Origin of the sequence: Blautia sp. XA-2221, assembly GCF_028767025.1 — a bacterium.
In the GTDB taxonomy this organism is placed as follows: Bacteria; Bacillota; Clostridia; order Lachnospirales; family Lachnospiraceae; genus Blautia_A.
This window is the reverse complement of the sequence record NZ_JAJQXX010000013.1, coordinates 78,019-99,131: the sequence shown is the minus strand read 5'-3', so window position 1 is coordinate 99,131 and position 21,113 is coordinate 78,019. Positions and strand designations below refer to the sequence as shown.

General features: G+C 39.8%; 21 protein-coding genes and 4 pseudogenes. All 25 read right to left on the bottom strand.

The window, feature by feature from the left end:
- Positions 1–84: pseudogene (locus LU279_RS11210) on the bottom strand (TnpV protein); the annotation flags it as partial.
- A gap of 51 nt (positions 85–135) precedes the next feature.
- A complete protein-coding gene (locus LU279_RS11205) occupies positions 136–522 on the bottom strand; it encodes a relaxase/mobilization nuclease domain-containing protein (protein ID WP_002860781.1) in 387 nt (128 codons plus the stop codon).
- Positions 483–575 carry a hypothetical protein gene (locus tag LU279_RS13565; RefSeq protein WP_231307149.1) on the bottom strand — a complete coding sequence of 31 codons (93 nt, stop codon included), beginning with the start codon at positions 573–575 and terminating at the stop codon, positions 483–485. Before LU279_RS13565 ends, LU279_RS11205 begins: the two co-directional genes overlap by 40 nt.
- Positions 576–720: 145 nt before the next feature.
- Complete coding sequence (locus LU279_RS11195; protein ID WP_072447490.1) at positions 721–888, bottom strand: transposon-encoded TnpW family protein; 168 nt, start codon at positions 886–888, stop codon at positions 721–723.
- Between the two features lie 440 nt (positions 889–1,328).
- On the bottom strand, positions 1,329–2,738 hold the full coding sequence (locus LU279_RS11190; RefSeq protein ID WP_227222458.1) for a DNA primase family protein: 1,410 nt from the start codon (positions 2,736–2,738) through the stop codon (positions 1,329–1,331).
- On the bottom strand, positions 2,668–3,303 hold the full coding sequence (locus LU279_RS11185) for a CHC2 zinc finger domain-containing protein (RefSeq protein WP_072447161.1): 636 nt from the start codon (positions 3,301–3,303) through the stop codon (positions 2,668–2,670). Before LU279_RS11185 ends, LU279_RS11190 begins: the two co-directional genes overlap by 71 nt.
- 66 nt (positions 3,304–3,369) lie before the next feature.
- Positions 3,370–4,791, bottom strand: coding sequence for a serine/arginine repetitive matrix protein 2 (locus LU279_RS11180; protein WP_072447163.1), 1,422 nt, complete (start codon positions 4,789–4,791; stop codon positions 3,370–3,372).
- A 504-nt stretch (positions 4,792–5,295) separates the two neighbouring features.
- Positions 5,296–7,179 (bottom strand): recombinase family protein, encoded by a 1,884-nt coding sequence (locus LU279_RS11175; protein ID WP_072447165.1) that lies wholly within the window; start codon positions 7,177–7,179, stop codon positions 5,296–5,298.
- 412 nt (positions 7,180–7,591) lie between these two features.
- Positions 7,592–8,698, bottom strand: a pseudogene (locus LU279_RS11170) (type IV secretory system conjugative DNA transfer family protein); the annotation flags it as partial.
- Positions 8,695–9,186 (bottom strand): PcfB family protein, encoded by a 492-nt coding sequence (locus LU279_RS11165; RefSeq protein ID WP_274422585.1) that lies wholly within the window; start codon positions 9,184–9,186, stop codon positions 8,695–8,697. The pseudogene LU279_RS11170 and the gene LU279_RS11165, both read right to left, overlap by 4 nt.
- Before the next feature lie 83 nt (positions 9,187–9,269).
- On the bottom strand, positions 9,270–10,067 hold the full coding sequence (locus LU279_RS11160; protein WP_274422584.1) for an ATP-binding protein: 798 nt from the start codon (positions 10,065–10,067) through the stop codon (positions 9,270–9,272).
- Positions 10,064–10,882, bottom strand: a complete 819-nt coding sequence (locus tag LU279_RS11155; RefSeq protein ID WP_274422583.1) for a replication initiator protein A — start codon at positions 10,880–10,882, stop codon at positions 10,064–10,066. The genes LU279_RS11160 and LU279_RS11155 overlap by 4 nt, the downstream gene beginning before the upstream one ends.
- 10 nt (positions 10,883–10,892) lie before the next feature.
- A complete protein-coding gene (locus tag LU279_RS11150; RefSeq protein ID WP_274422582.1) occupies positions 10,893–11,774 on the bottom strand; it encodes a replication initiator protein A in 882 nt (293 codons plus the stop codon).
- A complete protein-coding gene (locus LU279_RS11145; protein WP_274422581.1) occupies positions 11,767–12,159 on the bottom strand; it encodes a hypothetical protein in 393 nt (130 codons plus the stop codon). The genes LU279_RS11150 and LU279_RS11145 overlap by 8 nt, the downstream gene beginning before the upstream one ends.
- A gap of 16 nt (positions 12,160–12,175) precedes the next feature.
- Positions 12,176–12,574, bottom strand: a complete 399-nt coding sequence (locus LU279_RS11140) for a single-stranded DNA-binding protein (RefSeq protein WP_274422580.1) — start codon at positions 12,572–12,574, stop codon at positions 12,176–12,178.
- A 13-nt stretch (positions 12,575–12,587) separates the two neighbouring features.
- Entirely contained in the window at positions 12,588–12,986 is a 399-nt protein-coding gene (locus tag LU279_RS11135; RefSeq protein ID WP_274422579.1) for a hypothetical protein, read from the bottom strand.
- A 126-nt stretch (positions 12,987–13,112) separates the two neighbouring features.
- Positions 13,113–13,424 (bottom strand): DUF6050 family protein, encoded by a 312-nt coding sequence (locus LU279_RS11130; protein WP_274422578.1) that lies wholly within the window; start codon positions 13,422–13,424, stop codon positions 13,113–13,115.
- Positions 13,414–13,581, bottom strand: a complete 168-nt coding sequence (locus LU279_RS11125; RefSeq protein ID WP_274422577.1) for a hypothetical protein — start codon at positions 13,579–13,581, stop codon at positions 13,414–13,416. The genes LU279_RS11130 and LU279_RS11125 overlap by 11 nt, the downstream gene beginning before the upstream one ends.
- Before the next feature lie 4 nt (positions 13,582–13,585).
- Positions 13,586–14,506 (bottom strand): annotated as a pseudogene (locus LU279_RS11120) (ParB/RepB/Spo0J family partition protein).
- Positions 14,496–15,281, bottom strand: coding sequence for a ParA family protein (locus tag LU279_RS11115; RefSeq protein WP_274422575.1), 786 nt, complete (start codon positions 15,279–15,281; stop codon positions 14,496–14,498). Before LU279_RS11115 ends, LU279_RS11120 begins: the two are co-directional and overlap by 11 nt.
- 284 nt (positions 15,282–15,565) lie before the next feature.
- A pseudogene (locus tag LU279_RS13560) lies at positions 15,566–16,268 on the bottom strand (tyrosine-type recombinase/integrase); the annotation flags it as partial.
- Positions 16,269–16,435: 167 nt separating this feature from the next.
- Positions 16,436–17,197 (bottom strand): nucleotidyltransferase domain-containing protein, encoded by a 762-nt coding sequence (locus tag LU279_RS11105; RefSeq protein ID WP_274422574.1) that lies wholly within the window; start codon positions 17,195–17,197, stop codon positions 16,436–16,438.
- Positions 17,166–18,437 (bottom strand): RtcB family protein, encoded by a 1,272-nt coding sequence (locus LU279_RS11100; protein WP_274422573.1) that lies wholly within the window; start codon positions 18,435–18,437, stop codon positions 17,166–17,168. Before LU279_RS11100 ends, LU279_RS11105 begins: the two co-directional genes overlap by 32 nt.
- Before the next feature lie 378 nt (positions 18,438–18,815).
- The gene (locus LU279_RS11095; RefSeq protein ID WP_274422572.1) at positions 18,816–19,727 is read right to left on the bottom strand and encodes a WYL domain-containing protein; all 912 of its coding nucleotides are present in this window, start codon (positions 19,725–19,727) and stop codon (positions 18,816–18,818) included.
- Entirely contained in the window at positions 19,714–20,964 is a 1,251-nt protein-coding gene (locus LU279_RS11090; protein ID WP_274422571.1) for a WYL domain-containing protein, read from the bottom strand. Before LU279_RS11090 ends, LU279_RS11095 begins: the two co-directional genes overlap by 14 nt.
- Positions 20,965–21,113: the final 149 nt, after the last annotated feature.

Below are 21,113 nucleotides of genomic sequence, written 5' to 3'. Positions count from 1 at the left end.
GGCGGGTACAGTTAAGCACGGTATCAAATAATCCCCTTGCCTTTCGTATTTGCCGCCCAGTTCCTCAAATAATGATTTTGCCATTGTCTGTTACCTCCACATTCTTTTTTATTTTGAATGTCCGCAAAATCCGTCCTACATCCATTGGAGCTTATGACCGTTCTCATAATTTACGGAATTGACAATAAAGTGCGTGTGTATATGCCCCTTGTCTATATGCGTGGCTATCAGAACTTCATGCCCTTTCCATGCCTTTGTATGCTCTGCCAGCTCGACAGCGTTCTTGTGAGCCTGCTCCGGGGTTATTTCCTCGTCCTCATGGTAGGATTGCACATAATGCTTATAGGTTCTTCCGTCCGTCTTGCCCCACAGCTCCTTTGTGGCTTGCATTTCCTCCTTGACCGTCTCCGGCTCACAATGCAGACCGCTGACAAGCTTCTCCTCTGTCTTTTCTTTTTTCGTCACATAATCTATTGCGTGCCCTATGCCCGCCTTTGAAGATACCGCCTTAATGACTGCCATACTTTGTTCAGCTCCTCTCCATGCTTCCGCACTTCCGCTTCACTCGGCAACATTCCCCCCTCATTACACCTCTTTGCTATTTGGTTGAGGTTGTTCCCTATCCGTTTCAGTTCCGGGATAAGTTCTTTGATACCGTCCGTATTCTAATTTGTTACTCGCATGATATCATATTTTTTCTTTAATTACATCCCCCTAATTTTAATACACTGCCATTCGGCTTGCTTCTGTAACTAGCATCCGGTTAATTTTCTCCTGCATTGTTTCCGTTGCATCTTCATTGAAATGATAACGAACAACATAGACCGTCTGTCCTATTTTCTTTGTAAATATGTTTTTCTCTGTTTTTGTATTCATCATTTTTTCCATAATCATTTTTTTCCTTTCCTTTTGGATCCCGGCGAAGAGCCATTCCATTTGTCTCTGTCAGGACATTATTATTTAAACTCGGCTCAAAATAAGCACTTGCAGTTTCATAGGCTACCTATATATAGGCTTCTCTTTTATGCTTACAAAAATCCTTGTGATCACAGCACTTTTTTACCATAGAAGGCATTTTTTATATGCTTATATCTTGTTATACTGAGAAGCCCGACAAGGAGTAGGCACTTAAAGGTTATTCTCAGGCCCTTTATAGGCATTAAATAGGCACTTAAAAATACCTGTTTCTCCAGTGTTTATCATACTTTAGGCACTTAGGCACTTCATTTTTAAAATTAATAAGAAAAAAACATATACTTATAAAACCCATATATTTAAGCAGAATATATTTTAGGCTTTTCTAGTGCCTAATGCCTTTTCCAGCCAGATCAATAATTGACATCTTTCGTCCTCACCTTGACATGGATCCCACGAAATCCTCGGCAAAAACGACCATTTCCTACCGAGATATTCTTGTCATAAGTCATTCCATAATCAGATGACCGTTCCTTAAATCTCCTTGCAAAGGATCTTTCGCTTACGGGTACATCCAAGTTATCATTGCACCATCTGCAATAAGCAATATATAAATCTTTTGACGTAGCATGAGTGCCTTTTTCCAGTCTGATATATCCGGTTGATTCCAGGAACGATAGGATATTGTCATCATCCTCCTGCATTTCATCCATCAATAATTGGGATTTATTACTGATAGTAAACTGATAATCATTACGAATCAGTCTCTCTAATCCCTCAATACACCATAAAACTATGCCTTCCACTTCCTCCATCATCTTATCTGCCAAATAGGGATCATTGATTCTATCTGGCGGTACATCTTTTGTTTCCAGAATAATCTGACGTCTGTAAAAACCTTTACTCCTGTCAAAAAGCGACTTCAATGTACCATTTCCAAATGCCAGTATTCTGCAAACAAGCAGTCCCTGATAGCTTTGTTGGTTTTTTTTCTCTAAGTCCATTTCATCCTCAGCTGTAACAATTGCTTTAATCACATTAGTTGATGGTAATGCTTCTGTTTTCATATCATCATCCAAATACAACAGCTTGCCTTCCTGATCGGCTCTGGCAAACTTGTCGGTTTCCAGTTTCTGAAGACTTCCTGAATTCATGTTATGACCAAATATTCTTTTTAAAATTCTGCCAATACGGCTTTTACCTTCACCACCTTTTCCGATAATCAGCAGCATCTTCTGACCTCTATTGCTGGGAATGAGACAATATCCCATAAACTCCTGCAGGCAGACAATATCATCCTCTTCGAGCAATCCATCCAGGAATGCTAGCCATTTTTTTGGTTTAGATGCATCCTTGTTATAATTAACCGTCAATCGGTTTTGCGTCCATTCTTTCCGATTGATGAACTTCTGATTTACAAAATAGGTTCCATTCCTAAAATGAACCCGATCTTCTTTTATGGGAAGCGGATCTGAACGGGTGTACATCTTAAATCCATTTAAAATAGCCGTTACTTTAGATGAAATCCCGCTGGTCCAATAATGTTCAATAATATCCAGAATCTCTTTCTCCATTTCATCATTTGGAATTGAACGGTCTATATCATACAAGATTCCATTGATACACTTAATTTCATGTTGCTGTAGAATTGTCTGATACAGAAGGATTTCATTGATATGCTTGCCATCGAACCAGATTGGCAGTTCCATTTTGGATAAATTCTTTTCCACCTGTGTCTCTTCGGTTACTTCTTCAACTTTTTGTAATGCTTCCAGACGTGCAACCAGGTCGTCTGGAAGATTCTTCCTTAATTCGTTGCTCAATGCTCTTCACCTCCTCCTGACAGTCCAAAATCAATCTTGCACGATCTTCTAGTGAACCACTAAGAAGCACATCCATCTTGTATTCAATAAGTGTGTATTTTTCCATTGCTTCAACAAATAACGGATGCCAATCATCATCTTCAATTCTGGGAGCATAATCAACCTTCCATTTCTTTAAAAGATGGTAGTAGTCACTGTATACTCGAAAAAAACGAATCTGTTGTTCGTGAAAGAATTGATCCAGTGTCTGTTTCTTTTGTTTTGATTTTGGGTAATCTTTCGTCTTGTTATAGCTTTGGTATTTTTCATAAGGTACAGAAAAATCTTCTGCCAGTTTTTCAGCTGAGTCTTTTACAGAAAGATTGAAATATTTGGCAACAAAATCAATCACATCTCCATCTGCCTGACAGGCAAAACAATGATATCTTTTATCAAGCTTCATACTCGGATTCTTGTCTGGGTGAAACGGGCAGACGGCCATTCCATTTCGTCCTACTTTGATTCCATAATATTCTGCAGCACTTCTTGCAGTAACAGCTTCCTTTACAGCTTCAAATAATTTCATACCTGCTCCTTTCCGAGAAAATAAAAAGCACTCCCATTGATTCAATAACAAATACAACGGAATGCTCTATATCTCTAAATCACTAGAACGTGACTCTCCTTTATTCAATTTTCTTCTCTCTGCCTCTTCTCTCTGGATTTTTGCTACATTCTGTGCAAGTCTTTCCCTGATAGATGGCTTCACTTCCTTTTTGATTTCTTCTACAACAGTTTTTTTCTTCTCTGGCTGTTTTAACTGGTTGGTGATCCGTATGACCACTTTCTCCATTGCTGTTTCTATTTTTCTTATCAGACCATCCAGTCTTTTTATTGCATAATCCTTTTCTCTTTTGGAAGCCTTGTGTTTCGGATCCTGAATCCACTTTTTAGAATCTTCTGCCAGGCGAATATCATCTCTTCTAGTAGCCAACATTGCTTCTTTTGCAACTTTCTCTACTGCCTTGTCGTATGCTCCACTGGATACTTCGTCAAGTAAAGTTTCCACATCTTCAATACGGACTGTAAGCTGTTGCAATTCCTCTCTCTGTTCTTCAATCAGATCACCCTGCTTGAAAATACGGTCGGAATTATTAGCGAATTCTATATCCTGCTGTTTTATTTTTTCTTCCTGAGACCGAATAATTTCTTCGTTTGCACGAACATGACTTGACTGTTTTGCAAGCTCCAAACGATTTTCGTTTACCTTATCAATCTGCAAAAGGATTGTTTCCTTCTGATCCGCAATTTCTTCTTTCTGCTTCATGCGGATATAATCTTGTTTTTCCAGATATTTCCGTCCACCATATGATGGTTCTTCATCAAGTTCCAATCCATGCCGTTTACAGATATCTAAAAACATTGTCCGACAGGCAGAATCAAAAACAACCTTGCGGTTATTTGTCTTTGATCTCTTCTTTTCCGAATTTGGAAGTTCAAATCCAAGTTCCTTCAACGCTGCTTCCTGCTTCGGCTCAATCTCTCCATATTGGTTTGTAGCATCGAAAACATGACGCTCATGGATATGAGGCGTTGCTTCGTCCATATGCAGTGACCAGTCGATGATATGCACATTAGAACCAAACCGTTCATCGAACTCTTTCTTAAATTCATCAAAAACTAAAACCAGCAGTTCCACAGAAGCGTGTTCATCTATCGTCCCAAGCTGATAGATACTTTCTTCCGGACAGGTCTTTTTGTTTTTCCAAACATCTTCTACTTCTTTGCATCTGTCGGGGTGTCTGGCTTTCACATGTCTTTCATTTTGCTTCATAACGTAATTTCCATAATGCTCTTCATAGAATGCCAACTCAATTTGTTCAAAAGAAAAATTATCCTCTTTTCTCTGATCTTCCATTGTGGTATATCCCTGATAACAGTCCCAGTAAATATTTTGTCGAACTCTTTCATTGTCGATATGCTCACTGTGTTCTGGATTAAATCTTCGATCATTGTGAAGTGGATTATAAACTCCATTTTTCCCAGACCTACCGTTATGCCTTGTTCCTTTCATTTCACATTTTTCCTTTCTTTTAAGTTGTTTTCCCGAAGGGATTGCAGCGAAGCTGCTAAAAGGCTCTGTCGCTGTTACAGATAGTACCCAGTACCATATGGCGAAACGCCATATCACTGGGCAATGGCTGCCGCCCTTAACCTGCTAAGGGCTTTGCCCCTTAACCCCAGCAAGGTGTTGCCACCCTTTGCATTCCTGGCACAAAGGACTTCCAGCCCTCTGCACTCCCGGCAGACAAAACGAAACTCCTGCCGCTGTCCCTTCGGCATGTTCTCCGTTCTGTCTATTTTTCAAAAATCCTCTATTTCGGATTTTGTAAAATAAAAAAGCCGACGCAATTTCAACCTCATACAAAAGTCCAAATACATCGGCTCAATCCTTTGACCTGATCGGTCTTTATTCATTTTTCTGACTGGCTCATACAGTCCATTTTTAATAATGAGCAAAACAAAAGGCACTAATCCAGACCGTTACTGTCATCATGAATGATTCTTTCTAATTTGTTCATGCTGATGCAACTCCTTTCTTTGGTTCTGTAGGTGGAAGCAATGATACTGGAACGAACACACCTTTTGCAATATCTTCCTGACGGATTCCCTCTTTTTTTGCGTCCATCGCCGCTTTCTTTTTGGCTTTCGTACGTTCATAGTATTCTTGCTGCTTGCCATTTGCTTTTCTTTTCAAGTAATTCTGATGAAGCCTGTCTTTTCTGGCTTCCCGCTTCTTCATTTCTTCAATTTCTTCTAGTGTCATTTCTACCTCACCGAAATGTGGAGGTAAATATTTTCCAATGAAATTGAAATAGATTTCCACTTCCTGTGTTGTTTCAATGCTTCCTTTTCGATCACGCTCATGAACCACAATCTTTTCAACAAATTCGTTCAGCATATAAGTAGTCAATTCATCAAAGTTTTGGTATTTATCAACCAGAGCAATAAACTTCTCCGCCGATCTGCGACCTTCTTCATAGCCTGATAATTCAGCTTCCATATCTGCAATTTCTGCCGACAAATCTTTCTGTTCTTTAGAATACTGTCCGTCAAGAATCGCATAGCGTTTATCTGGCAGTTTTCCAAGAATATTGTCCTCATAAATTCTACAAATCAGTTTTTCCAGTTCCTGCACACGCTTTTTTGCTTCTGCTAATCTGCTTTTCAATCTCGTAATCTCACTGGACTGCTGTGAAGTCTGTGCCTTTTTTACTGTTTCCAAAAATTCTTCACGATTCAATTGTGAATACTCTGCAATAGCCCTTAACAGTTCCTTAATGAGTTCTAAAACCACATCAGCATTAATTCTGTGCTGTGTCCGGCAGAGTGTCCCAACCGGAACTTTAGAATATGCAGAACAAGTATATTGTGGTACTCGCTTGCCATTATTTACCCGGTGGACATACATTTTGGAACCACAATCTGCACAGTACATCAGACCTGTCAGTGGGTGGGCTTCTCCCCATCCATCTGGATATCGTTTCACATTGCTTCGAATTCGCTGAACATTATCAAAAGTTTCCTGATCTATGATTGCTTCCTGTGTATTTTCAAATACCGTCCAGTTATCCTCAGATACATAATGGCTTTTCTTATCCTTGAAATGCTTTCTGGTTTTGAAGTTCACTGTATGACCAAGATACTCCCTTTTCTTCAGAATACCTGCGACGGTAGAAGAGCCCCATCCATAAGGATCTTTTATTTCTTCTACTCTGCCTTTCCATAATCCAGCATCTTTCTTTGCCATATGAACAGCTGGTATCTCAACCTTATCCTCTTTCAGCGCCCTGGCAATCTGATATGGTCCGTATCCATCCATTGTCATGTGAAAGATTCTCCGTACAACTGCAGCTGCTTCTTCATCAACAATCCATATATTCGGATCATCCTTGTCTTTCAGATATCCATACGGTGTTGTGCTTGCCACATGCTTGCCGGATTTTCCTTTAGCCTTGAAAGTAGATTTTATCTTTTTACTGGTATCCCTTGCATACCATTCATTCATGATATTTCGGAATGGAGTAAAATCATCGTCCTCCCGGAAGCTGTCTACGTTCTCGTTGACTGCAATCAGGCGGACATTCTTCTGTCGCAGCAATTCCATATACTGTCCGACTTTCAGATAATCTCTTCCCATTCGGCTCATATCTTTAATCAGGATCGTTCCGACTTTCCCCGATTCCACTTCTTTCATCATGGCAAGGAAACCTGGACGATCAAATCTGGTACCCGATATACCATCATCAGTAAAATGAACAAGATTGGTAAATCCATGTTCTTTTGCATATTGTTCTAATAATTTCTTCTGGTTTGAAATACTGTTGGATTCTCCGTTTAATTCATCATCACGACTAAGACGTTCATACAACGCTGTCAAGAATCCCTGTTTCTCTGTCATAGTCAGATGTCCTCCTTCCTTCGTTTATTGATTTCCTGTTCTCATCCCATATCCGTTCCTGTACCGGGTTCTGATGTTTCCGGGACGTATTAACCATAAAAGACATGCTGAATGCCTATTCAACTCTGGTATCACTATGGGCAGGCTGTTTCGTTTTCAAGGTTCGTGTAAGAAGTAAAAAAGTTCCTTACACTAATCGAAATGCTCAGAGGTCTTTTTACAGGCTCTTATTGCAATTTTTTTGATTTTGTGCCAACTTTTTAAAGTTCCTTACACAATCTCTTTACTGACGAAACAAAATACGGACATATTTTGAATTTTTACAAAATACAATTTTGTTCTTTAAGGTAAAAAAATAAGCCTCAAGAGACTTTTTAATCATTTTGGGGCTCCAACTCTTTAAAATTAATTGATTAAGAAGTCTCTTCAAACTTACTACACCAGCCGCCATTTTGTATTTTTTATACTGTCTGACCGCAAAGTGCTGCGGCTCTCTACCTTCCAGTTCCTGGAACATCATATCCACAGGATTCTGGTAAGTTTCATCCTCTTCACGGGTTTCACTTTCATTCAAAAGATCCAGAAGGGTATTCAGATTTTTCTCTTCCTCATCCCCCTCATACCAGATAAAAGCAATCAGCGCTGTATACAGCAATTTTTCCGCTTTTATCCAAAAATCCTCGGTGGATTTTTCGCCTTCCCCTTTGGTGTTGGCAATGATTGTCGTCACCAGTTTCAGGATATCTTTTTCAGACCGTATATAGGCAAACGGGTTGTAATGCAGGGATTTGGAAAAGTTGATGGTATTCAAGACCTTAATCACATAAGGTTCATGTACCACTTTCCCAGATTTATCTTTCAGGACATTTCCAGCTTTATCCCTCTTAGGCGGTCCCTTCGCCAACATCTTCCCACACTCCTCGATCAAAGTGCCTTTTGGATCAGTAATTACCATGGAACAGTTCATCTGCATGACCGATGGTTTTACAAAAAAACGTGTCTTACCGGAACCACTCCCGCCGATGACTACAATATTTTTATTTCTTGCGTATTTCGGCTGTTTCGGTCTGCTTTCCATGGTCAATGCTTCTGTTGCTGTCAGGGGAATGTTCATCCATGGATCTTCTGACATATAAGGCTTGATATCCTCTGCATTTCCCCATCTGGCTGAACCATATTCGATTCCTTTCCGAAGTTTCTTTGCATCCGACTGTTTCTGCCAGACTAAAAGTTTCAGAACCACTGCGACAGTAACTCCAACCAATAGGTCTCTCAGGTCAAAACTTATCAGAATCCCCGCAAAGATCCGGTCAGCATGTTCCATCGCATACAACAGTTTATTCCCCATATCTTCACCTGGGCTGCTTCTGTATAGGCAGTATGCCCGATCCGCATAAAAAGCGGTCAGAATATAGGGGAGATTTGTAAGAACCAGTTTCTTTTTATCCAGGGCGGACAGCCTGACCCCAGCCTTATTCTTCCACTTTTGCATCAGCTTATTGCCGTTTTGTTTCTTCATCGGCTCTGTTCCTGATGCCGGTTCTTTACTTTGTCCTTCGTCCTCTTTGGCATCATTGCCCGGTAAGCTGCAAGACGCTTATGAATGGAAGGCTTATTCGCTTTTTGAATCTGTTTCTGGGAAAACTCACGGAAGGCAGCATTGAGGGCATCCTGATCACGTCCCTTGAAAAATACCAGATAAACCGGTGGTTCCTTGCTCTTGTCTTTTTTCAGAGCATAATTGATTCCATATTTTCTGGCATACCGTTCAAAAGACTTGATATTTTTGTTCGTGATCTCGATATTGACCATCCCGGCATTCTGCTTTGCCAGCTCTTTTACCGTGACCTTTCCCTGTTTCGGCTGATTTCTCTGTGCTTTCTTCTCTACTGATTTCTGCTTCTGATGACGCAGATACGCAGCAAGAACCTTTTTCAACAGGTCTGCCGTAATTTTAGTAGCCCGAATACAGAATGTGACCGTTTTCTGAGTTACCTCTTCCTGCATGGCTTTTCCCTCCTTTCACCGATTCAACTGCTGTCCGGATCTGTCATCATGGCAATCACCCCCCTTCAATGAAAAAGGACAGATTAACCGGTAATCAGGTTCTGCACCTGTACAAGTTTTTCTGTCCCTTCTTCTTTTCTCCTGTCTTCCCCTCCGCAATAGATGGGAACACACATTTCAAGTATCCGGCTGTAAATACGCTGATGGGCGGTATCCAAATCTGCAGCTTTCATTTCAGCCAGTCCCAGATTTGTTGTTACGATCAACGGAAGCATTTTACAATAGCGGCTGTCTATCACATTATAGACCTGCTCCAAAGCAAACTCGGAGTTTCGTTCTGTTCCCAGATCATCAATAATCAGCAGCGGATAATCCACAAGGTTTTGTATAATCTGGTTCTTATCTGCCTGATAACTGGTCATTTCATTTAAGATTCTTGAAAAATTCGTCATCATAACACGTTCGCCCTGTTCCAAAAGTGCATTTGCAATACAGCCTGCAAAGAAACTCTTCCCGGTTCCTACCGGTCCCATCAGAAGCAGCCCAACATTTTTTCTCTTCATATCTGGCCAGTTTTCTACATACTGCCTGGCAATCATGATCTTCTGGTTTCTTCCGTTATCATTTTCAAATTTCCATTCCCAAAATCTCCTTTCCCTCAGTCCTACTGATTTTCTCTGATAAAGCTGCCTCTGTGCTTCTTCCCTCTGCATCTTCTCATCCAGTTCCTGTCGGGCTTTCGCTTCGCATTCGCACAAACAGGAAACTACATGCTCAAATCCCATCAGACTGACTTTCATCTGTTTTCTTTTTCCACAAATACCACAATGAAGACATCCCTCTTCATCCATATAATCTTCTGTTACTTCATTTTCTTTCACAGGCTTTCTCCTTCCTGAAATTCATATTTGTCCATTCCTGTCCTGGTTCCATCCCGTTCTGCCCAAAGACAGATTGTTGCAAAATGGTTCTGATACTCTTTTCCACTAGATTTCATATAAACTGAAAGATGGTCGATCCGCTTCTGATAATCCCATGGAAATAGCGTTATCAACTCCTGCAGTTCCGCTTCCGACAGGACAACATTTTTAAATCTTCCATACTGACTGATTTTTTCTTCCAAAGCGGAAGTATTGCCCTTACTCTTATCCGTATGGTTCTTTTCAGTCTTATTTATCTTAGTATTACTTCCTTCCAGATTCTTGCAATCCGGACTTCTACTTTTTTGCGGTCCGGATTTCCAATTTCTTGCAATCCGGATTTCCAATTCCTTGCAGTCTGGATTTCCAGGTTCTTGCAATCTAGAAGTATAATATCTTACTGGCTTTCCACTGCTCCGTTTTACAAAATTTTTCACGTATATAACAGAGGGACGATTATTCCCCTGACGATACCGTTCGATCAATCCAATCCCATGCACACTGTCAAGCTCATAAAGAAGTTTTGTCACGGTCGTATGCGACATACGCAACAGCTCCTGCAGTTCTGCGATCGTATAAATGATATAGACGTAACCATCACTGTCAATCCATCCATTTTTCTTGGATAAGCTGATACGGTCTAACAGGATTCCATAAAGGAGCTTTGCATCTGTGGAAAGACAGGCAAACTCCTTTTCTGTAAACAGCGCTTTTGGTATCCGAAAAAAAGAAAACTGGTCAGATTCTTCTGCTCTGAAATATTCAAAATCTGCCATAGCTTAATTCCTATTCTTTCTGATTTTTAACGTCACATCCTGCCGCACAGCCTGTGCCCTGCCACATTTCATTAAATACAAAATTAAAACACATCATTAACTCACTCAGATAATATGCCCTTGCTTCTTTATTGCAGGCATACATATCTTCGATATAAACATCCTCATTTCCATTCATCCGTGCGATTGTTTCCAGCACTTTCATAAACTTCTTCTTTGAACAGCGCTCATACTGTTCATTCACATATTTCTGGATCTCCAGCACACGTTCAGGCTTTCCATCATTAACAGATAACACGCCAAATGCAAGACCCATACCAAATTCATAGCCATCTGCTTCTATGGCGTCAATATCAAGATTGCCTTCTTCATCATAATAGCCACGCTCTTCCATAGGAGTCAGTGGTGTGTCATATTCATCCAGATATCCCATGTCTGCGATCGTGTCCAGAATATCCCTGGACGCTTTTACCATCTTGTCCATAATCATTTCTTTTTTTTCCATTGGCATATTCTCCATAATACTGTCTAATGTCATCATTGATTCTTCCTCCATTTCATTTTCATAAATATCATTGATATAAAAATGGTTCGCCTTCCCATTATTCGGAATGATACGCACCAGATTTCCAGCCTTAACCAGCTCCTGCACCGCCTGATCCACCCCATATCGTGTCGTATTCAGGTCTTTCTTCATTTCACTTTTTGGATAGATAACAAACAGATCCCCGTTATGATCCACCCAGCCATTCTGTACCGCAAATTTCAAACGGTCCAGAAATAAGCTGTATAAAATCTTCGCTGTATTTGACAGATTCTTGTATTTTTCCATCTGGAACAGCATCTTTGGCACCTGCAGACAATCTACCGGCATATACTCCATCTTACTCATTGGTCGTTTCCTCCTTCTGTTTGTACAACACTTCGGCTGAATTGATATTGATTTCCAACATTCCTACAAAAACCTGATAATACAGCAGGCAGATCTGTTCATCCTCCCTTGCAAGATATAATCCTTCCAGTTCCTTGGATGGATGACGCATCGCATATACTGCCTGACAGATATCATGGATTTTTTCACATTCCACGCTTCTCAAATGCATATTTAACGTGTGGTTAAATCTCTGCCAGTCGTCCAGTTTCTGATTGATTTCCATCATACACTGGAACAATTCTGCTGCTTCACATGCCGCAGACAGCACTACATTTTTGTTATTGAGACTTCCATTTGCATTTCTCATATGCCCAATCATATACGCCTTATCTACTGAAACCATAATTCGTTCTCCTCCACTATCTAAACGGCATTTCTTCTTCCATGCCCTCTGGTACCTCCAGAAATCCTTCCGCATCTTCCGGAAGCGGCTGTCTTTCTGACATTTTTGCACCTGCAAATTCAATCCTGTTTGCATACACTTCGGTGGTATAAATCTTTTTCCCAGTGTCCTTATCTTCATAATTACCTGTAACAATCTCACCTTCCACCATAACCTTGGTTCCCTGCACAAGATAATCTCTTGCAAACTCAGCTTTCTTTGCAAAAACTTTCACCGGAATGAAACTTACTTCATCGGAGTAATTCCTTCTGACTGCCAGTACAAACTTGGCAATCTTATGAAGCCCTTTTTCATTCTCCACTTCGTTATATCCGGGATTTCTTACCAGTCGCCCGGAAATAATTGTTGTATTCATTCGCTCCAACCTCCTATGCTTTCAATTTTTTGTAACAGATACCGACGCATGGACCACATTTTCCATATGCACATCCGTAGCATTCATCCTTTTCCAGCTCTTCCTGCCGCATTTCTTCTGCAAACATATCCATCAACGTGGAATAAATCTTTTTTTCCGTTAGATATTTTTCTTCTGCTTTTTCCATCTTCTCCTTGTAAAATGGAATCAATTCTCGAAGAACCGGGTGGAAACGTTCCTTTTCATCATCCCAGACACAATTTTTCATCATGCAACGGGGCTGTTTCTCATAATTCCCCAGATAATACGGACAGAACGTACAGCCTCTTTCTTTGATAATCTCCATCGGGATCACCGGCATCTGACTTTTGATTTCCTTGGTGACATACTTGTTTTCAATTCGTTCTCTCATCTAAAAATCCTCCAAACTATATATTTGCAAAAGGGATTTACCCTGAATTGCCTGATTATTGGCACAAAAAAAGAGGCAGACTTACGATTTTCTTTTCGCAAGCCTGCCTCTTCTCAAACTATTATTTTATTTTCCAACGATATACCTTATAAGAACATATAATGCTCTGACCACATACACCGGAATCATGAAACTTCCAATCAATGATCCGATGATGACACTTAATGCAGCCATTCCAAGTGTTGCTGTGGTATCCATCCCTTGCGGAATCAGGATCAGCCGCATCTTATGTATTCCAAATGGAAGTCCGGAAAGAAATAGCCACCAGAATAAATCTGTCTGTCCACTGACTTTCATAATCGTTTTTGTCATCCAAAACCAGAACACCATGAATGCTAATGGCAAAATCGTTTTTTTGATTACGTCTTCAATCGTCATCTTTTCTCTCCTTCTGCCTGATTCCCTCCGCTATCTCTCTATTAAGATTTGCCAGTATATCTCTTACTACAGGAGAATCCGGTCGGAAGGTTTCCAGATCTTTCTCAGTAAGCTCATTTCCGTTAGCATCATATCTTCGCACAATTTTCAATGCCATACTTTTACTTCCTTTCTCCAGTTAATTTACCTTCTCTTTCTGCCCACGATGCAAGAAGCATGAATATTATTTCTTCCATCTGAGCCTTTGAATATGTCTCTGGAAAAAACTGTTTCAACTTCTTCGCGGAAATCTATACCTGAACATTTTCAGTATTCTTATTTATACATATTTGGTCAATATCAGAATACGTCAGTATCCGTTCTTTTGAAATCTGCTTTAATTCCTTTGCCTGCTTCATGGACGGTACCATATTATGATTGTTCATATACTGAAGCAATATTTGTTGTTCTTCATTTCTTAAATAAGAAATTTCAACTGCTGTATTAAAAGGAAGCTTCTTTTCGTCTGCTAATTCTAACAGCTCTGATATTAGCTCTGTCAGATGAATATATCGAAGAATCTGTCTGGCACTATCCCCTGTATTCTGGCTGACTTCCTCTGCCGCCAACCTCTTGCCAACTTGGCAAGGAGTTAAATCCGTTCTCTGTCCTTGCCTTTTTAATGCCTCATACTTCATTTTATAAGCAAACGCCTTTTCACTGATCAATAGCTCTTCTCTTTGAATGTTGGAATCTACCATGATCACCGTCGCTTCATCATCTGTAAGATCTTTGATGATAACAGGCATTTTCTCTAATCCCGCAAGTTCACATGCTCGTTTTCGCCTATGACCAGCTACCAGCTCATAACCACCGGACTCTCTCAATCGCACAATACCAGGAACCAACACGCCATATTGTGTAATGCTTTTTGATAATTCTTCCATTTTCTTATCATCTTTTACTTGAAACGGGTGATTTGGAAATGGATGAAGGCTTCCTATTGCTATCTCACAAATTCCATTGTTTGTTTCTTCGTTTGTTCCAAACAACGCATCAAGTGGCTGTAAGGAAATGGGAGTTGCTTTTTTTTTAGATGGCATCTTTCAGCACCTCCTCCGTCACTCTCCGATAAGCTTCTGTAGCTTTGCCTTTCGGATCATAAGAGAAAATACTCTGTCCTTCTCTGACTGCTTCCTTCATTCTTACAGAAAATGGAATATAATTATCAAAGATATGAATTTGACTTCCATATACATTTCTGAGAAGTTCCATATTATTTCTGGCATCATTTGTATGCGCATCGACCATAGTGAACAGAATCCCACCGACTTGCAACTTCGGATTAATCTGCTTACGAACCTTACCGATCGTTTTTAACAACTGCTGCAAGCCTTTGATTGGCAGGTAGGACGCTTCAACTGGAATGAGGACTTCATCTGATGCAGCCAGCGCATTGATCGTAATCATTCCCAATGATGGCATACAGTCAATAATGACTGCATCATATTGATCCTTGATACCATATAAAATCTGTTTCAATACATATTCCCTGCTCATTGCATTTACCAACTGTACTTCCGTACCTGCCAGTCCAATGTTAGAACAGATAATGTCTATTCCCTCTGCCTGATGTCTGATATAACAGTCTGAAGGAATATCTTCATCTTTCATTACTGAATCCATAAGAGCTGTAATTGTTTCATTACTGTCATCACAATCACGATATCCAAATCCTGCGGATACATCAGACTGTGGATCGGCATCTACAATCAACACTTTCATATTCTTTTGTGCTAATCCTACTGCTAAATTAGCTGTACATGCGGATTTTCCCGTTCCCCCTTTTTGGTTTACAATAGAAATAATTCTAGCCATTTTTCATCACCTTTCATCGTCGTCAATCAAAAAGAGGACTGAATTAGACAACCGGAATCTATATTCCGTGCGAGCTAATTCAGTCCTATAATTACAATAATTCTGTTGTTTTTACTCTTGTCTTACACAAATCCATTTCCAGTCTGGATCTGTAATAATTCATATTCTGGAATGACAGCGCTGCCTTATTTTTCCCTTTTCAGGGAGTTAAAAATAAGGACTAAATTAGTGCAACCCCTTGTATTTACTGGAGTTTTCTAACTTGTCCTTATTATAACTCGACCATGAGGTGTAATTTTAGGTAATTCCTGTTTATATATTTTTTTATACTTCTCGCAAATATGCTGAAGATATTTCTCCCGATGCAAAGCAACCATAGACATATCATTTTTGTCTAAATACAGGAAACCACTATTACCGTCTGTTACAGGTTCTGATTTTGGCATTTTACGGTTTTGAATAATTTTACGAAAACACGCCTTTACATCATCAGTCATAGGCACAAGTCTTGTACCGCTGTCTGTCTTTGCGTCCTCTATAATATATTCCATATTACGCTTACGTTGCAACGAGGATTGCCATTGATAACACCTTTTTCTAAATTAATATCAGAAATCGTCAATCCAACAAATTCGGAAATACGAAGTCCTGTCTTAAATAAAATGCAATTGCCCTCATAATACTTACGAAAGCGCTTGTCATGCTTTACAAATTCAAGAAAAGCTCTCTCCTGCTTTTTGTAATGGTCTCTCTTGTTACGCTATCATTAACAACCACCGTTGCAAGCTGAAATTCAAAAGGGGTCTTTTGTATCCAATCATCAACAGCCATTTAAAACGCTGGTCTTACAACACCACGGATAGAATGAATACTGCTGTACACTCTACCGGCTGCCTGCAATTTAATGAGCCAACCTTTTGCGTCTGATAGTTTTACCTTGTCAATCCGTTTCTTTCCAAAGACTTCTTTGGCAATGATATTGATAACAAATTACTTGTTCTCATCATAACATATACCAACTCCTTTTTCACTAAATAGCGTCCAATTTATCAATAATCTTAACCACATAACATCAGTTGCAGGAATCAATCCTGCGTCCTTCGTCGATACTTGACACTGGGCCTCTCCGCTTCTCTATCCTGATACTTTGCAAGTTACTCCCAATTCCTCAGTTCTCGCAAGAATAATTGATTCAACTCACTCCAATCTGGTGTGTGACTATCCTCCAGCGATCTCACTATATTTTTGATACTCGGAATACTTTCATCAAGATATTCATTTATTTCCGGAATCCTTGGGATCGCCTTCACTTCTGGAGATTTCATCTTTAACTCCAGCAATTGGTTCACTGCACCGATTAATTCTGCTGGCAACTCTACTTTCATTAACTCTGAAAACAACATAGGAGGAGGCGTTCCTCGGTCTAATATCCATTGGCATGCTAGCACTGGGCGTAAAACATAGAAATATTTCTTTGCTCTGACAAAATCACCTTTAAGATATTCTCTATAGTTTCCTTCAGCCATACTGATATAGTGGTACAACGTCTTCTTTGATGAAAAGTAATGAATCATCAAATCACGAAACCTGTCGGCAAATTCTGTTTCCTGATAAACAATTGGAGAAGAAAACCATTCAAATAATGTTGGGTTTGACTTGTACAGCAATCTTAATGTCTTTTGCAAGTCCCATCCGTTGATATCCCAAACATCATCTATCGGAAGTTCAATCACATCTCGAACCGCATCCAGTTTCAGATAATCTTCGATTCTTCTGATATAAATAAAACGCACATCATAGTCACTGTCCGGGGATGCAAATCCCCAGGCGCGACTTCCCGATTCTACGGCTAATAGTATTTTTATACGTTCCTCTTCTTCAATCTTACGAAGCTGAGTCTGTATCTTTTCTCTCATTTATGTCGCCTTTCTTTTTCCAGGGTACCTCCCCATCCGAGGCTTTAAAGTTATACACCGGTTTCATGATATCAATGACATCTACTGAGTCCCTGATTACATCACTAATATCCTCAAGCGATTTATATGCCATTGGTGCCTCATCTAATGTATCTGCATTTACTGACGTAGAATAAATCCCCTGCATGGATGCTTTGTATTCTTCTAAATCAATGGTCTGTTTCGCTTTTGTTCTGGACATGATTCTTCCGGCTCCATGTGGTGCTGAATGATTCCATTCCGAATTTCCTTTTCCAACAGCAAGAACGGAGCCATCTCTCATATTAATCGGAATCAGTACTTTTTCACCGGCATGTGCGGCAATTGCCCCCTTTCTGAGAATCATCTCATCGACATCTATATAATTATGAATGGTATGGAAAGCTTCTAACGCCGTCATTCCGGTTCTTTCAATAATAACTTCTGCCATGCGCTCTCTGCTTCTTTTTGCAAACCGCTGGCAGATTTCTGCATCGTGCAGGTAATCATCCATAAATGATCCGTAAAGCCAGCAGATATCATTTGGCGCATCTAAATCCTGTGTCTCATAATTCTGTTTTAACTGCTTCAATGTTTCCTGGATTTCCGATCTTCTTCCCTGCTCTTTGTAAGTACGAATAATCTCATCCCGCTCTTTGAAGTACGCTTCTTTTCCCGCATGCAAATCGATTGCCAACTGTTGATAAATCTCAGCCACCTGTTTTCCCAAATTTCGGCTTCCTGAATGAATAACTAAGTAATATGTACCATCCTTTGCCTGATCAACCTCTATAAAGTGGTTTCCTCCACCCAATGTTCCAAGTGATCTCTCTAATCTCTTTGCACCTCGTAAAGATCTATAACATTTAAGCTGCGTCAGATCAAATCGCTCCATTCTCCCTTCCCATACATTCATTCCGGAAGGAACATAATGGCATGCTTCATCTATTTTTTCAAAATCAATCACCTGATCCTTCAGTTTTACCGTATACATTCCACAGCCAATATCGACTCCGACAATATTAGGACAAATCTTATCTGTGACTGTCATAGTTGTCCCGATCGTACATCCTTTTCCTGCATGGACATCAGGCATAATCCGCACCTTGCAGCCTTTTGTCAGATCATAGTCACATATTCTTCTTATCTGCTCAATTGCCTCATCTTCTACGACTTTTGCGTAGCAGATTGCTGTTGTAACTTTTCCCTTTATTTCAAACATTTCATACACATCCTTTCTCGTCAATCTATAGCTTATATTTTTCATAACAATAAGACGCCACCAGGACTTGACTCTGTACAGAAAATAAATATTCTTTTGCCAGTGTATTGCTGTAGATGCCTTTCAGACACAAGACGCTGCCTTTTGGTTTCTTGAGCAACTCATCAACACTTTAAACTTTGCTTCCTATAAAATCATTAGAACTATTTTGCTGTATGCGCCTTTATTGGCAAAGCACACCAGGCAGATGTTACGACGTTCATCTGCTGCCGATGGATTTTCAGTCCATCGGCAAGTTCCTTTCCCCTCACGTGCTTTACTATGATCTAAGTCTATCGTTTCTGATTCTTTTTATCATGGAAAAAAAGTTGCGAACTTCTACAGTCCACAACTTTTTTGTTCTGACAATCTGTCCTTTATTAAATTAATGAATGCCGCAGGCTTCACAACGCGAATCATCGGTCCAAACGAAAGAACACGAATTAAAATCTCTGTTTCGTCCTCTTTATCATAGTGTAACGTCACCTTATACTTTCGCTCATCTATTTTCTCCACTTGCTTTTCGAAGTATGCAAAATGCATCAGAACACGTTCCAAAGCCTTTCGATCATCTACTAATTCAAATATTATTATTCGTGGATGCGGACGATTCCTTTTACCAGGCTTAGCGGTCTGTTCATCCTCGCATTTTTCACATGAAATGATTCTCCCAAGATTGATTGTATTTCCCAGCTTACTACCTGTTCCAATCAAACGGAACTTATCATCTTTCTCAGAATACTCCAGATATTCCGGAACCGTTCTGGCTGTTACTTGTTTCCCGTGACGATTCATAATTCTGATTTGAATCGGATACTGATGTTTGATCGCATCCAATATTAAACGGAAGTTCCGAATGTATTCTGCATCCTCATACGGATCACCATCTGAATATTTGTCAAAGACGTAAATATCTTCCAGAAGAAATAACGGTTCGACATCCGAAAATACAACTGGATGATCTGTAAACAAACGTACTCTTGGATCTAATGCGACTGCGTTGATCCAGCGTTTCTGTAAAATTGTAAGTGGCATAGTCGGCTTCTTTCCAAGAATAGTTGTTCCATCTTCTTTCAATAATTGCCAGCGTGCCACTCCCAAAGACTCCGGAATATTTAATATGCTTTCTTCAAATGCATTGTTCTGAATAATTAAATTAATTTCTCCCGTCGTAAGCGGATGATCCACTGCTTCTGTCAAAATCTTCGCAACAGTTTGAAAATATGTACTGTAAATTTCATGAAACAGCATAATCACCTTCTCCTTCCAATCCATACATCTCATACATCGCCTGCAAGTCTTTTTTTAACTGTGTTTCTAAGGCTTTATTGGAAATTGAAATATCCGTGATGCGACAGATAAAGGTACGTACCCATGGTATCAACTCACTTGCATCGTAAACATCCGCAGAAAATCGGCATGTATGTTCATCAATGTATTCCAGCTGTCCGATTCGTTTTTCTCGCTCCAAGCGTCTTGGTATATGCTGCTCTCCCTCTTCATACTTAACTGTAAATTCAATATGTTCCATACGATTTCCCGATCGGCTGTCTGTAGCGACTCCCCACATGTGTTTCTGCATTTCATTTAGTTTATCTCTCAGTTCATCAAACCGATCTGCAGTCTCGCCTTTTTTAACAGTGACAATATTATCAAGGCGATACCCTGTTATTCGCTTAAAATATGGGACATGGACCATTATATACTGTCTTCCACTCTGTACACTGATCATTATTCGAAGTGGAACAACATTCGTTTCCGTAATACGATCTTTCTTACGATTGATCATTTCAACTGTTATATTTCTTTTTTCATGAATTGCTTCCAATATCGTACACAAAACTTCACTATCCATTGCATCGGTTATGTAATGATGTTTAAATGCAAAATGGTCAGCTGTGTTATTTGTTTTATCTTTCAGAAACGATCCAATCACACCGCATGGCGCAGTTTCTGAAAAGAAATCCAAAACATCCATACCTGACATTTCCAGCTCTTCTGTACGACGGTATCGCATTGTCTTACCGCTTTTCCTGCTTACCAGTAATCCTTCTTTTACATATTCGTTAAGTTTTTTTCTGATTGTAGAAACATCAAATACTCTTGCATGATCAAAAACAGACAGATATTCGTCCACCTGAGATGCAATATCCACAAGTGACAGTTCCTGTCCATCCGAAAGGATATCCATAATGATAAAATGCAGGGTAATATCTCCGTCTGTAAAGCTCTTCGTCTTCCATGCCTTATAAAGCGGATTATGTCTGGTTACCCTGCTATCAATTGACAAAAACACATTCTTCCCATCAGCGGTCTGATGAAACTTCATATAATCGCCAAGCCAGCTCTCTATTCGACGTTTCTCGTCATCATAAGACCTGGCACTTTTTTTCGTATAATCATCCCGACTCTTGAAACCATAGACATAAAAATCCCGCATGTAATCACGGATCTTATTAAAGTTTTTGATTAGTTCACTGTATGCCATGGTTCCACCTCACTCTTAATAGCTCTGAAAAATTGGAATACTAATGTTCCATAATCGTTCGCTACATATACCTCTGTTTCATCTTTTAATACATATAATATGCATTCAGTAATGCGTCATGACCTCTTTCACATATGACACCTTTTCCA